Source organism: Cellulomonas sp. JH27-2 (assembly GCF_014837175.1).
Taxonomy (GTDB): Bacteria; Actinomycetota; Actinomycetes; order Actinomycetales; family Cellulomonadaceae; genus Cellulomonas.
The window spans coordinates 650,006-662,524 of record NZ_JACYFR010000001.1 but is presented as its reverse complement, the minus strand read 5'-3'; the positions used below and the strand labels follow the sequence as shown (position 1 = coordinate 662,524).

The 12,519-nt window shown below is 73.1% G+C and carries 15 protein-coding genes; 10 read left to right on the top strand and 5 right to left on the bottom strand.

The window, feature by feature from the left end; all coding sequences use genetic code 11:
• Entirely contained in the window at positions 1-795 is a 795-nt protein-coding gene (locus IC607_RS03250) for an alpha/beta hydrolase (protein ID WP_191785537.1), read from the bottom strand.
• Between the two features lie 106 nt (positions 796-901).
• Here IC607_RS03250 and IC607_RS03245 point away from each other — a divergent pair, with 106 nt between their 5' ends.
• The 10 genes from IC607_RS03245 to IC607_RS03200 all read left to right on the top strand — a co-directional run bounded on the left by IC607_RS03245 (position 902) and on the right by IC607_RS03200 (position 9,265).
• Positions 902-1,489 carry a TetR/AcrR family transcriptional regulator gene (locus tag IC607_RS03245; protein ID WP_191785536.1) on the top strand — a complete coding sequence of 196 codons (588 nt, stop codon included), beginning with the start codon at positions 902-904 and terminating at the stop codon, positions 1,487-1,489.
• Positions 1,490-1,547: 58 nt separating this feature from the next.
• A complete protein-coding gene (locus IC607_RS03240; protein WP_191785535.1) occupies positions 1,548-2,297 on the top strand; it encodes a S1C family serine protease in 750 nt (249 codons plus the stop codon).
• A 14-nt stretch (positions 2,298-2,311) separates the two neighbouring features.
• Complete coding sequence (locus tag IC607_RS03235) at positions 2,312-3,286, top strand: MoxR family ATPase (RefSeq protein ID WP_191785534.1); 975 nt, start codon at positions 2,312-2,314, stop codon at positions 3,284-3,286.
• A gap of 4 nt (positions 3,287-3,290) precedes the next feature.
• Entirely contained in the window at positions 3,291-4,223 is a 933-nt protein-coding gene (locus IC607_RS03230; RefSeq protein ID WP_191785533.1) for a DUF58 domain-containing protein, read from the top strand.
• Positions 4,220-5,170, top strand: coding sequence for a VWA domain-containing protein (locus IC607_RS03225; RefSeq protein WP_191785532.1), 951 nt, complete (start codon positions 4,220-4,222; stop codon positions 5,168-5,170). Before IC607_RS03230 ends, IC607_RS03225 begins: the two co-directional genes overlap by 4 nt.
• Positions 5,170-6,225: a VWA domain-containing protein gene (locus IC607_RS03220; protein ID WP_191785531.1), complete on the top strand. Its 1,056-nt coding sequence runs from the start codon at positions 5,170-5,172 to the stop codon at positions 6,223-6,225. Before IC607_RS03225 ends, IC607_RS03220 begins: the two co-directional genes overlap by 1 nt.
• Positions 6,226-6,363: 138 nt before the next feature.
• On the top strand, positions 6,364-7,137 hold the full coding sequence (locus IC607_RS03215) for an SDR family NAD(P)-dependent oxidoreductase (RefSeq protein ID WP_255502232.1): 774 nt from the start codon (positions 6,364-6,366) through the stop codon (positions 7,135-7,137).
• 85 nt (positions 7,138-7,222) lie between these two features.
• On the top strand, positions 7,223-7,912 hold the full coding sequence (locus tag IC607_RS03210) for a DUF5317 family protein (RefSeq protein WP_191785530.1): 690 nt from the start codon (positions 7,223-7,225) through the stop codon (positions 7,910-7,912).
• 310 nt (positions 7,913-8,222) lie between these two features.
• On the top strand, positions 8,223-8,645 hold the full coding sequence (locus IC607_RS03205) for a DUF6314 family protein (RefSeq protein WP_191785529.1): 423 nt from the start codon (positions 8,223-8,225) through the stop codon (positions 8,643-8,645).
• A 65-nt stretch (positions 8,646-8,710) separates the two neighbouring features.
• Positions 8,711-9,265: a hypothetical protein gene (locus IC607_RS03200; protein WP_191785528.1), complete on the top strand. Its 555-nt coding sequence runs from the start codon at positions 8,711-8,713 to the stop codon at positions 9,263-9,265.
• A gap of 25 nt (positions 9,266-9,290) precedes the next feature.
• On the opposite strand, the gene IC607_RS03195 is transcribed toward IC607_RS03200, so the two are convergent.
• The 4 genes from IC607_RS03195 to IC607_RS03180 all read right to left on the bottom strand — a co-directional run bounded on the left by IC607_RS03195 (position 9,291) and on the right by IC607_RS03180 (position 12,419).
• A complete protein-coding gene (locus tag IC607_RS03195; RefSeq protein ID WP_191785527.1) occupies positions 9,291-9,635 on the bottom strand; it encodes a protealysin inhibitor emfourin in 345 nt (114 codons plus the stop codon).
• 15 nt (positions 9,636-9,650) lie between these two features.
• Entirely contained in the window at positions 9,651-10,715 is a 1,065-nt protein-coding gene (locus IC607_RS03190; protein WP_191785526.1) for a M4 family metallopeptidase, read from the bottom strand.
• Between the two features lie 67 nt (positions 10,716-10,782).
• Positions 10,783-12,036 carry an RNA polymerase sigma factor gene (locus tag IC607_RS03185; protein WP_191785525.1) on the bottom strand — a complete coding sequence of 418 codons (1,254 nt, stop codon included), beginning with the start codon at positions 12,034-12,036 and terminating at the stop codon, positions 10,783-10,785.
• A complete protein-coding gene (locus IC607_RS03180) occupies positions 12,033-12,419 on the bottom strand; it encodes a YciI family protein (RefSeq protein ID WP_191785524.1) in 387 nt (128 codons plus the stop codon). Before IC607_RS03180 ends, IC607_RS03185 begins: the two co-directional genes overlap by 4 nt.
• Between the last annotated feature and the right edge of the window lie 100 nt (positions 12,420-12,519).

Below are 12,519 nucleotides of genomic sequence, written 5' to 3'. Positions count from 1 at the left end.
TCAGAACCCGTTCTTGCGGAGCCAGGCGAGCGAGGCGTCGGCGACGTCGCGCCAGCCGTGGTCGATCGTCAGCGAGTGGGCGCGGTCCTCGAACTCGAGGATGTCGGTGACCGCGTCGCTGTGCCGGTACTGCTTGAGCGTCGCGCGGGTCACGGCCTCCGGGACCGTGTTGTCGCGGCCGCCCATGATCAGCAGCAGCGGGCCGCGGGCGGCGTTGTCGGTGGCGACCTTGGCCGGCGAGTGCGGGTTGAAGTTGGCGGCCGCGGCCTCGAACAGCGGCTTGCCGGGCGCGGGGATGGCCCACTTCTCGAAGAGCTCGTCGGACTCGGCCGGCTCGATCGCGTTGCCGAACGCGTAGCGGAATTGCTCCGCGGTCAGCGAGACGGCGCGGTGCTTGTTGGCGGGGTTCTTGAACACCGGCAGCGTGGCCTTGAGCGCGGACAGGGGCAGCGGCAGCACGCCCTTGATCTGCGCGGCGTCGATGGCGACCGCGGCGAGCGCGAGGTCCTCGCCGAGCAGGCGCTGAGCGATCATGCCGCCGAACGAGTGCCCGATCAGGATCGGCTTGGTGGGCAGGGCGGCGATCACCTGGGCGAAGTGCGCGACGACGTCGTCGATGCCGTGGTCGGCGATCGCGTCGGGGTCGGCGCGCGCCTCGTCGACCGTCGCCGGGTCACCCGGCCAGCCGGGCGCGGAGGCGGTGTAGCCCTCGGAGGTGAAGTACTCGACCCACGGGTCCCACGAGCTGGCGTGCAACCAGAGGCCGTGGATGAACAGGACGGGTGCTGCGGTCATGGCGTCTCCCGGTGTAGATCGATCGTTCTACCTACCTGCGGACTTAACCTAGGGGTCACGGCGACGCGTCCACAAGGGTTCGAGGCGCGGGGCAGGAGTGCACGTGATGGCAGAGCAGAGGCGGGCGACGACGACTCGCCCGTCGGCCGCGCGCGAGCGCATCGTCGCGGCCGCCGACCGGCTGTTCTACGACGAGGGCATCCACGCGGTCGGCGTGCAGCGCATCGTCACCGAGGCCGGCGTGACCCGCGTGACCTTCTACCGCCACTTCCCGTCGAAGGACGACCTGGTCGATGCCTACCTGGAGCGACGCAAGCAGTTCGACCGCGACCAGGTGGGCGGCATCGTCGCGGCCTACGCCGGTCGACCGCGTGAGGCGCTCACCGAGCTGGCCACGGTCCTCACCCGCGACGACTTCGCGCAGGTGCAGCGCGGGTGCCCCTTCATCAACGCGTCCGCGGAGTTCACCGGCACGCACCCGGCGCGGCTGCAGGCCTACGACGTGCGGAGATGGGTGACCGAGCGGCTGGAGGAGCTGCTGCGCGAGGTGGGGCACCGCGATCCGCGCGCGGCCGCCGAGCAGCTCATGATGATCCGCACGGGCGCCGTCGTCTCGGGTGCCCTGGACCGCAACTCCCACCTGACCGACGACTTCCTGTCGGCGTGGGCCCACACCATCGACTCCGGCCGCTGAGGCCAGGTTCCTCGTGCGTTCTCATCCTTTCCACAGCAAGCGTCCCTAGCCTCGGTCCATGTCCGAGGCCGAACAGCCCCCGCAGCGCCGCGCAGCACTGAGCGGCCGGGTGCTCGGCGTGCTCGCGCTGGTGGTCGCGCTCGTCGCGGTCGTCGTCGCGCTGACGGGACGTGGCGGCGAGCCGCAGTCCGCGCCGACGACGACACCGAGGCCCAGCTCCACGGCGACGACGCCCACTGTGCCGGAGGTGTTCACGGCCGTCGCGCCGTCGGTCGTGACGATCCGCACCGCCGACGGTGCGCTCGGCTCGGGTGTCGTCGTCTCCGACGACGGGACGGTCCTCACCGCCAACCACGTGGTCGCGGACGGCAGCGCGGTGACGGTGACGTTCGCCGACGGGACGACGTCGGCCGCCAGCGTCACGTCGTCGGACGCCGCGCAGGACATCGCCCACGTCGCTCCGACGACGTTCCCCGAGGTCCTGGTCCCGGCCACGCTCGGCGGCGACGTGACCGTGGGCGCCGACGTCGTCGCGATCGGCAACCCGCTGGGCCTCACCTACAGCGTCTCGACCGGCGTCGTGTCCGGGCTGGACCGCACGAGCGGGAACCTCAAGGGGCTGATCCAGTTCGACGCGTCGGTCAACCCGGGCAGCTCCGGTGGCCCGCTGCTCGACGCGCAGGGCAATGTCATCGGGATCGTCGTCGCGATCGCCGACCCGGGCAAGGACGACGCCTTCGCGGGCATCGGCTTCGCGGTCCCCATCGGCGGCGCCGTCGGCGGCGGCGGCCAGGCACCACAACTGTGAGACGAGGGAGCAACATGACGGACGGACCCAACCCCCTGGAGCAGGTGCTCTACGAGGTCAAGCGCGTGATCGTCGGGCAGGACGAGCTGCTCGAGCGGATGGCCGTCGCGCTGCTGTCCGGCGGGCACCTGCTGGTCGAAGGAGTGCCCGGGCTGGCCAAGACCCTGGCGGTGAAGTCGCTCGCCGGCGCCATCGGCGGGGAGTTCCAGCGCATCCAGTTCACGCCGGACCTGGTGCCCGCCGACCTCGTCGGGACGCGCGTCTACCACCAGCACTCGGGCGAGTTCGCGACGACGCTGGGCCCCGTGTTCGCCAACCTGCTGCTGGCCGACGAGATCAACCGCGCACCCGCCAAGGTCCAGAGCGCGCTGCTCGAGGTGATGCAGGAGCGCCAGGTCACGATCGGCCGCGAGACCTTCCGGGTGCCCGAGCCGTTCCTGGTCATGGCGACGCAGAACCCCATCGAGAACGAGGGCACCTACCCGCTGCCCGAGGCGCAGGTGGACCGGTTCATGATGAAGGTGCTGGTCGGCTACCCGACGAGCACCGAGGAGCACGCGGTCGTCGAGCGGTCGCTGCGGCCGGCCGAGGTGGTGCAGGCGATCCTGCGGCCCGAGGAACTGGTCGCGATGCAGGAGCAGGCCGCACAGGTCTACGTCGACCCGGCGATCGTCGACTACGCGGTCCGGCTGGTCGCCGCGACGCGCTCGCCCGGCATCGTCGGGCTCGGTGACCTGGACCGGTACCTCACCTACGGCGCCAGCCCGCGTGCGTCGATCGCCCTGGTCATCGGCGCCCGCTCGCTCGCGCACCTGCGCGGGCGCGCCTGGGTGCTGCCGCAGGACCTGACCGAGCTGGCGCTCGACGTGCTCCGCCACCGCGTCGTGCTGTCGTACGAGGCCCTGGCCGACGACCTCGACGCCGACGCGATCGTCGGCCGGATCCTCGCCGCCGTGCCCGCCCCGACCGTCGTCCTGCAAGACCGCTGAGCCCATGACCACCGCGACCGATCGCCTGCTGCACCGGCTCGAGTGGCGCGTCGTGCGCCGCCTCGACGGCCGGCTGCAGGGCGCGTACCGCACTGCCCAGCGCGGGTCGGGCTACGACCTGGCCGGGCTCCGCGAGTACGCCGAGGGCGACGACGCGCGGCACATCGACTGGAACGTCACGGCGCGGATGGACGAGCCGTTCGTGCGCGAGTTCACCGAGGACCGCGAGCTGACGGTGTGGCTGGTGCTGGACCGTTCGGCGTCGATGCTGGCCGGCGCGCCCGGGCGCGGCAAGGACGACGTGCTCACCGAGCTCGCGCTCGTTCTGGCGCGGCTGTTCGCGCGCGGCGGCAACCGCGTGGGCGCGCTGCTGTATGACAACGGTGCGGTGCGGGTGGTGCGGCCGGGGGTGGGGCGCGCGCAGGCGCTGGTCGTCGGGGTGGCCGTCGGGAGCACGCGTCCGCACGCGCGCGACGAGGGTCGCGGACGGCGTCGGCGCAAGGCGCCGGCGGACGATGCGGCGCGCCCCACCGACCTCGCCGCGATGCTCGAGTCCGTCGCGTCGATCGCCCGGCGACGCTCGCTCGTCCTGGTCGTCTCGGACTTCATCGGCACGGGGGACTGGCAGCGCCCGCTCGCGCGGCTCACGCACCGGCACGAGGTGGTGGCGTTGCGGGTGGTCGACGCTGCGGACGACGCGTTGCCCGAGGTGGGCGTGGTGGTGGTCGAGGACGCCGAGACGGGCGAGCAGCTCGTGGTCGACTCCGGGGACCCGCTGTTCCAGGCCCGGTTCCAGGCCGGGGTGCGGGCGCGCGACGAGGCACTCGTCGACGGCATGGCGCGCGCGGGCGTGCCGGTGCACCGCATCACGACCGACGGCGACCTCGCGCAGCAGCTCGTCGCCGTCGTCGAAAGGAACCGGGGCAGGCGCGCATGAGCATCGACAACCCCTGGGCGCTCGTCGTCGGGCTGCTCGTCGTCGCCGCGGTCGCCGCCGGCCTCGTCGTGCTGGGCCGTCGCCGGCGCCGTGCGCTCGCGCGCGCCGGGATCACGACGACCGGCCGTGGGGGACGCGTCGGCGCATGGCTGTCCGTAGCGGGGCTCGCGGTGCTCGTGCTCGCCGCGGCAGGGCCGGTCGCGAAGATCCCCGTGCCGCGCACGGCCGGGACGGTCGTCGTCGCGGTCGACGTCTCCAACTCCATGGCCGCCACCGACGCCGACCCGACCCGGCTCGGTGCCGCGCAGCAGGCCGCGGAGAAGTTCGTCGAGGCGCAGCCGTCCTCGGTCGACGTCGGCGTCGTCGCGTTCCAGCAGGGCGCGCTGACCACGGCCCAGCCGAGCGACGACCACGCCGCCGCCGTCGCCGCGATCGAGCGGCTCAAGGTCGCCGGCAGCACGTCGATCGGCGACGCGATCATCACCTCGCTGTCGGCGATCACGGGCGAGACGGTCCAGCTCGCCGAGGACGGCACCGCCCCAGACCTCGGCTACTGGCCGTCGGCGACGATCGTGCTCTTCTCCGACGGCCAGAACCAGGGCGGCACCGACGCCGAGACGGCCGCCGCCGTCGCGCAGACGGCGGGTGTCCACATCGAGACGGTCGGCGTCGGCACCACCGCGGGCACCTCGGTGGAGGTCGACGGGTACCGCGTCCACACCGCGCTCGACGAGGACACGCTCACCACCGTCGCCCAGACCTCCGGCGGCAGCTACCACCCGGCCAGCGACGCGTCCGAGCTCGACGGCATCGCCGACACCATCGACCTTCGCCTGACGGTCGCCGACAAGCCGGTCCCGCTCGCGGGTGCGCTGTCGGTCCTGGCCCTGGTGCTGCTGGGCGTCGGCGCGCTGCTCACCGTGGTGCGCACGGGAAGGATCGTCTGATGTCGTTCGCCTGGCCCTGGGCCCTCGCGGCCTTGCTCGTCGTCCCGCTCGTGCTCCTGCTCGCGTGGTGGCTGCGTCGACGTCGGCGTCGCGGCGCCGTGCAGGTCACCTCCATCGCGCTGGTCCGCCAGGCCGCACCCGGCCGCGGGCGGTGGACGCGGCGTATCCCGGCGGCGCTGCTCGTCGCGGGGCTCGTCGTCATCGGCGTCGGCGCCGCGCGGCCGCAGGGTTCGGTGCCGGTCGCGTCGAACGCGACGACGATCCTGCTGGCCGTCGACGTGTCGAGCTCGATGTGCGCCACGGACGTCGACCCCAACCGGCTGACGGTCGCGCAGGACGCCGCGAAGGCGTTCGTCAAGGACCAGGCGGGCGGCGCGAAGATCGGGCTCGTCGCCTTCGCCGGCGTCGCGGGCCTGCTGGTCCCGCCCACCGACGACACCGACAAGCTGGTCGACGCGATCGACGGCCTGACCACGACACACGGCACGGCCATCGGGCAGGCGATCCTGACGTCGATCGACGCGATCGCCGAGGTGGACCCGTCGGTCCCGTCGACCGCCGTGGACGTGACCGGCGGCGAGGACGTCGCGCAGGCGGCCGACGCGATCGTCGTGCTCACCGACGGCGCGAACTCCCAGGGCGTGGACCCTGCGACGGCAGCCGACGAGGCCGCCGCGCGCGGCCTGCGCGTCTACACGATCGGCTTCGGCACCACGACGCCGGCGCAGATGGTGTGCAGCCCGGACCAGCTCCAGGGCGGGACCGTCGGCCGCGGCGGCTATGGCAGCGCGATCGGCCGGGGCGGCGCGAACCTGCTGCTCATCGACGAGGACGCGCTGCAGCAGGTGGCCGACACCACGGGCGGCAAGTACTTCCGCGCGGAGAACGCCGACCAGCTGGACGACGCCCTGGGCGGCCTGCCGAGCACGATCACGGTGGTGCACAAGGACGTCGACCTGGCCGCCTGGTTCGCGGCGGTCGGCGCCCTGCTGATCGCCGCGGCGATCGGCCTGTCCCTGTGGTGGAACCGCGTTCGCACACCCCGCGCGGCGTAGCCCAGCCTTCATCGCTCTGCGATTGTTCGTGCCGGACGAACATTCGCAGAGCGATGGCCCCGGGTGCGCGGGCCGCGCGGCGGGGTGACGATGCCGGGGAGGCGCGGACGCCCCGTGCCGGTGTCGGAGGGAGTGCGGATGAGCCAGAAGGTGGCGCTCGTGACGGGCGTCGGGTCGGGCATCGGGCGCGCGGCAGCGACGCGGCTCGCGCGCGGCGGCGCGACGGTCGTCGGGCTCGGGCACACGCAGGACAGCGCCGACGAGGTGGCCGACGAGATCCGCGCGGCCGGCGGGACCGCTCTGCCGCTGGAAGCCGACGTGGGCGACGCCGCAGCCGTGCGCGCGGCGCTGCAGCAGATCGACGACGAGCTGGGCCGCCTGGACGTGGTCGTCGCGAACGCGGGCGTCAACGGGGTCTGGGCGCCGATCGACGAGCTGGAGCCCGACGAGTGGGAGGCGACGATCACCACCAACCTGACCGGCACGTTCCTCACCGTCCGGTACGCGGTCCCGCTGCTGGTCCGGCAGGGCGGCGCCGTCGTCGTCGTGTCCTCCATCAACGGCACCCGCACCTTCTCCAACTCCGGCGCGTCCGCCTACGCGACGAGCAAGGCGGGGCAGCTCGCGTTCGCGCGCATGATCGCCGTCGAGCTGGCGCCGCGCGGGGTGCGGGTCAACGTGGTGTGCCCCGGCGCGATCGACACCGAGATCAGCGACAACACCGAGCAGCGGCACACCGACGGGCTCGGGGTGCGGGCCGAGTACCCGGACGGCGCGATCCCGCTCACGGGCGAGGAGCCGGGCTCGGCCGATCAGGTGGCCGACGTGATCGCCTTCCTCGCCTCGGACGCGGCGAGCCACGTCACGGGCACCGAGATCTTCGTCGACGGCGGCCAGTCGCTGGTCGTCTGACGCGCAGGGCGGGCCCGCACCCCTGCGTGAGACGGGACTTCCGGCGCCGTTGCGCGGGCCGCTAGGGTCCGACCCGGAGGTCCCGATGAGCCCTGGTCTGCTGGCGGTGCTGCTGGTGGCGCCCGCGATCGCGGTCGCTGTGCTCGCCCTGCGCCCGGGCGGCCTCGCCGCGCTCAGCCGGTTCCGGGTCCGGGGCATGCCCTGGGTGCTGGCGGGTGCGGCGGTGCAGGCCCTGCGCACGGCCGACCCCGCATGGGCATCGGGCTTCCTGCACGCGGCCGGCGGAGCCGCGACGGCGCTCGTCCTGGGTGGGTGCGCGGTCGGGTTCGTGCTGGCGAATCTGCGGGACCGCCCCCGGGGTGCGGCCCTCGCCGCAGGCGTCGCCGGTCTCGGCGCACTGCTCAACGCAGCAGCCACCGCGCTCAACGGCGGCATGCCCTTCTCGGTCCGGGCCGCGGCTGCGGCCGGCATCGACGCGGCGTCCATCGCTGACCCGACGCCCGGCCACGTGCCGATCGACACCGGGACGCGACTCGTCGCGATCGCCGACGTCGTCCCCGTGCCCGGCCTCCACCTGGTGTTCAGCCTCGGCGACGTGCTGCTGTGGGGCGGACTCGCGGCGTGCCTGGTCGTCGCCGCCCTGCACACCCAGCGGAGCGTCGTCGTCCCGCCCGACGACGCCACCACCGAACCCCCCGGCGCCGCCGGGGTGCACCACAGCACCGCCCTCACCAGCCCGGACGCACCGTCCGCCGTCGCAAGGAGCACCGCATGAGCACTCGTCCCAGCCGCACCCGCGTGGTCGCCACGCTCGGTTCCCTGACCACCGTCGCCCTGGCGGTCTACGCCTTCGCCGCCCCGTTCACCAAGACCAACTGATGACACGTCCGAGGAGCAACGCATGAGCACTCGTCCCAGCCGCACCCGCGTGGCCGCCACGCTCGGTTCACTGGCCACCGTCGCCCTGGCGGTCTACGCCTTCGCCGCGCCGTTTGCGAAGAGCAACTGAATCGAACGGCCCGCGCCCGCGAGGGTGCGGGCCGTCCGATTCACCCGCGTGTCGCAGTCGTGAAAGGGTCGTCGGCGTGAGGGACAGGTTCGTCGGGACGTGGTCGATGCAGCGCGACGTCGCCGATGCGCTCGCCGGCGCCGAGGGCGTGGTGGATGGCGTCGCGCGCACGGAGTCGCTGCCCGACGGCGGGCTCGCGTGGGTCGAGGAGGGGACGCTCACGATGGGTGAGCGGTCCATGCCGGCCAGGCGGCGGCTGATCCTGCGCGCGGGCGACGACGCCGTGGACGTCGAGTTCGCCGACGGCCGACCGTTCTTCCGGCTCGACCCGGTCGACGACACCTGGTCGGCGACCCACGGCTGCGGCGCCGACACCTACACGGTCACCGGCCGGTTCGTAGGGCCGGACTGCTTCGAGGAGACCTGGCACGCGGTCGGGCCGGCCAAGGACTACCGCCTCACGACGACGTATCGCCGGCAGGGCGACGCCAGCGCGTGAGGGACCGGTGACATCGGCGCCGTTGCTACGCTGCGGACCGTTCTGCGACAGACCTGGGGGTTGGGATGGAATCGGCGAGAACCGGCGGCGCGCTGGCGCTCGCGGCGGCTGCGGCGCTGGTCCTCGGCGGGTGCAGCGCCGGGAGCGTGCCGGAGCCCGAGCCCACCAGGCCCGTGCCGACGGTGGCGCCGCCGAGGCCGTCAGTCGTCCCGACGAGGACGCCGGCGACGTCCGCCACGCGCGTCAGCACCGCCGACCTCGTGTGCGTCGACCCGACCGGCTGGGCGATGAGGTGGCTGCGCGACCGATTCCGTGACGACCTGCCCGCGTCGGACGTCGTCATGGTCGAGGTGGGACCTGGCGACGACCCGAGCCAGACGTGGTGGATCGTGGAGGCTCGATCGACCTCCGACGGGTGGGGCGATCCGACGGAGGAGAACCCGCTGAGCTTCCTCGCGACGCGCGAGCCCGACGGTGCGGTCGACGCCATCTCGGTCGGCCGGGCGCTCGAGGCGGCCCACGGCACGACGGACTGGAGCAAGGTGTCCTGGGAGGGTGCGCGGCTCGCGCGTGGCGAGGCGGCCCAGAAGCTGGCCGTGTCGTGCCTGGCCGTGGCCTGAGGCCCCATCGCCACCGTCACTCGGGTCAGGGTGATTCGATGCCCGGCGTGTTCCTCGTGCTAGGGGCGGGGCGGCCGTGGTCGCGGATCCAGTCACGCAGCTCCGCGAAGGGCGGCGAGACGTGCCCGTCCGAGGCGGACAGCACCAGGGATGGGCCGTCGGGGTGCTCGACGGTGATCTGGTAGGTCTGCGCGTCGCGGAGCAGACCCGGCCCCGGATCGGCGTGGGAGCCGTCGTCGGCCGCGGTGACGAGCTCACTCAGGCGTCGTCGACCGTGGTCGTCGAGCTCGTCGTCGTCGACGACCAGGGCACGCGCGGCGAAGATCGCCGCCACGCCTCCGGCGGTCTCCAGGACGACCCTGCGCGCCACGGTTCCCTCCTGCGATCAGTCGTCGGACGCCCCGTCGAGCGGGATCCCCACCTGTGACCACCCGTCACGCACGGCCTGCGCCTGCGACGACGACTCGCCGAAGACCAGTGTCGCCCGGGTGAGCGTGTTCCGCGCGAACTGCGTGAAGTCCGTCTTGGGCGTCGACGCCGCGAGCGCCTCGAACCAGATGTGGCCCGCCGCCTCCCACGCGTACCCGCCGATCGCGGTCGCGACCAGGTAGAACGCATGGTTGGGGATGCCGGAGTTGGTGTGCACGCCGCCCCAGTCGCCGGCCGCCGTGTCGGGCAGGACCACGAAGTCGTCCATGTGGGCCGGCTGCTGGTCCTTGCCGAACGTCGCGTTGTCGTAGGCGGTGCCGGGAGCCTTGAGGGAGCGCAGCGCGTCGCCCGCGAAGTCCGGCGTGAAGATGTCGTCGCCGATCAACCAGTCCGCCTCGTCGGCCGTCTGGTTGCGGGAGAACTGCTTGACCAGCGACCCGAACACGTCCGAGATCGACTCGTTGAGCGCGCCCGGCTGCACGTGGTACTCGAGCCCGGCCAGCGCCTCGGTCACGCCGTGCGTGAGCTCGTGGCCGATGACGTCGAGCGAGCCGGTGAAGTCGGCGAAGATCTGCCCGTCACCGTCCCCGAACACCATCTGGCTGCCGTCCCAGAACGCGTTGTTGAACGCCCGGCCGTAGTGCACGTAGCCGTTCAGTGGGCCGCCGTTGTCGTCGATCGAGTCACGGCCCAGCACGTCCGCGTAGAACTGCCGCGTGACGCCGAGGCCGTCGAACGCCTGGTTCACCGACGTGTCGTCGACCGCCGGGTCGTCCTCTCCGCGGACCAGCGGCCCCGACGTCGCCTCGTGGTGCTGGGAGTCGAAGATGCTGCGCGCACCGCCCGCGGACTCGACGGCCTGTGGCGCGAGCGTCGTCGTCACCTCGCGCCTGACCCGCAGCTCCACGCTCCCAGCCAGCGTGCGGGCGGCAGCCGCCCGAACCTCCGGGTCGCTCGACGTGAGCAGGTGCTCGAGCAGGTAAGGCGGGGTGATGCAGCGGGCGTGGGTGCTTGGGCTCATCGGGTCCTCAGGTCGTCGGTCGGCGGCTGACCCCACGGACACTAGGACGAACCGGTGACATCGGACATCACGATCCTGCGGATCGGTCCCCCTGGAGCGCGAGCTGGTCGCGGCGCCGCGTGAGGTAGGCGGTCTCGGCCGTGTTGCCGGCCAGCGCGATGGCGCGGTCGTACGCGTCGCGGGCGTCCGCGCTGCGGCCGAGGCGGCGCAGCAGGTCGGCGCGCGTGGCGTGGAACGCGTGGTAGCCGTCGAGCGGCAGCCGGTCGACGAGCGCGAGGGCGACGTCGGGCCCGTCGACCTGCGCCACGGCGATCGCGCGGTTGAGCGCGACGACGGGCGAGGGGTCGAGGCGGACGAGCCGGTCGTACAGCGTGGTGATCTGCGACCAGTCGGTGTCGCGGGCGTCGCGTGCATCGGTGTGCACCGCGTTGATCGCGGCGAGGAGCTGGTAGCGGCCCGGGGGAGGGCCGCCCGCGGCGACGTCCGCGAGGCACTGCCGCACCAGCGCGTGACCCTCGTCGATCAGGTCCCTGTCCCAGGCGCCGCGGTCCTGCTCGTCGAGCGTGACCAGCTCACCGGTGACCGAGACGCGAGCGGCGGCGCGCGCCTGCGTCAGCAGCATGAGCGCCAGCAGGCCGGTCACCTCGCCGCTCGGAGCGAGCTCGCGCACCAGGCGGGTCAGGCGGATCGCCTCGACCGTCAGGTCATGACGCACGGGGTCGGTGTCGGGGCCCGTGGCCAGGTAGCCCTCGTTGAACACGAGGAACAGCACGGCGAGCACGCCGTCGACGCGGCCGGGAAGGTCCTCCGCCTCGGGCACGCGGTACGGGATGTGCGCGGCCTTGATCTTCGCCTTGGCCCGGGTGATCCGCTGGCCCATCGTCGGCTCCGGCACCAGGAACGCGCGCGCGATCTCCGGCATCGTCAGGCCACCCACCATCCGCAGGGTCAGGGCGACGCGGGCCTCCGGCGACAGTGCCGGGTGGCAGCACGTGAAGATCAGCCGCAGCCGGTCGTCGTCGACCGCGCCGACGTCGCGCGGGGGTTCGTCGAACAAGAGCCGCGCCTCCTCGTGCTTGTCGTCGCGCCGCGACTCCCGCCGGATCCGGTCGATGGCCTTCCGGGAACCCGTCGTCGTCAGCCAGGCACCGGGGTTGGCGGGGACGCCGTCCGACGGCCATCGCTCGACGGCCGTCGCGAACGCCTCGGCTGCGGCGTCCTCTGCCAGGCCCAGGTCGCCGAACCGACGCGTCAGGGTCGCGACCACCCGGGCCCACTCCTGACGGTGGGCCCGGGTGATCGCGTCGTCCACAGACGTCACTCGCCGAGCATCTTCTTCACGTCGTCCTCGGTCTGGAACGGCCGCACCTCGACCTTGCCGCCGCAGGCCTTCGAGCCCTCGGCCGCCAGCTTGAGCGCGACGTCCAGGTCCGGCGCCTCGATCACCCAGAAGCCGCCGATGTACTCCTTGGCCTCGACGTAGGGGCCGTCGGTGAGGACGGGCTCGTCGCCCTGCCCGTCGACGACGGTGGCGGTGGTGGCCTCCGCGAGGCCGTTCGCGAAGACGAAGTGGCCGTCGGCGACCAGCTTGTCGTTGAAGGCGCCCGTCGCGGCGAACGCCTCGAGCATGGCCTCCTTGGAGCCGTAGTCGCCGTAGGGCTCACGCTCGGCGGGGCCGTACACGGACAGCAGGTACTGGGGCATGACTGTTCTCCTCGGTCTGTCTGCAGCGAGCACCTCGTCGGGCACGTTCGCCGACTCGTTGCTCGGGCGGCCTGGTCGACCGCCTCTCACCCTCACGACG

What these genes read in the sequence shown, in the direction of transcription:
- IC607_RS03225 (WP_191785532.1), top strand. Translation starts at nt 4,220, where the DNA reads ATGAGCATCGACAACCCCTGGGCGCTCGTCGTCGGGCTGCTCGTCGTC.
- IC607_RS03180 (WP_191785524.1), bottom strand. Translation starts at nt 12,419, where the DNA reads ATGCCCCAGTACCTGCTGTCCGTGTACGGCCCCGCCGAGCGTGAGCCC.
- IC607_RS03250 (WP_191785537.1), bottom strand. Translation starts at nt 795, where the DNA reads ATGACCGCAGCACCCGTCCTGTTCATCCACGGCCTCTGGTTGCACGCC.
- IC607_RS03200 (WP_191785528.1), top strand. Translation starts at nt 8,711, where the DNA reads ATGGAATCGGCGAGAACCGGCGGCGCGCTGGCGCTCGCGGCGGCTGCG.
- IC607_RS03230 (WP_191785533.1), top strand. Translation starts at nt 3,291, where the DNA reads ATGACCACCGCGACCGATCGCCTGCTGCACCGGCTCGAGTGGCGCGTC.
- IC607_RS03245 (WP_191785536.1), top strand. Translation starts at nt 902, where the DNA reads ATGGCAGAGCAGAGGCGGGCGACGACGACTCGCCCGTCGGCCGCGCGC.
- IC607_RS03190 (WP_191785526.1), bottom strand. Translation starts at nt 10,715, where the DNA reads ATGAGCCCAAGCACCCACGCCCGCTGCATCACCCCGCCTTACCTGCTC.
- IC607_RS03220 (WP_191785531.1), top strand. Translation starts at nt 5,170, where the DNA reads ATGTCGTTCGCCTGGCCCTGGGCCCTCGCGGCCTTGCTCGTCGTCCCG.
- IC607_RS03215 (WP_255502232.1), top strand. Translation starts at nt 6,364, where the DNA reads ATGAGCCAGAAGGTGGCGCTCGTGACGGGCGTCGGGTCGGGCATCGGG.
- IC607_RS03210 (WP_191785530.1), top strand. Translation starts at nt 7,223, where the DNA reads ATGAGCCCTGGTCTGCTGGCGGTGCTGCTGGTGGCGCCCGCGATCGCG.
- IC607_RS03235 (WP_191785534.1), top strand. Translation starts at nt 2,312, where the DNA reads ATGACGGACGGACCCAACCCCCTGGAGCAGGTGCTCTACGAGGTCAAG.
- IC607_RS03240 (WP_191785535.1), top strand. Translation starts at nt 1,548, where the DNA reads ATGTCCGAGGCCGAACAGCCCCCGCAGCGCCGCGCAGCACTGAGCGGC.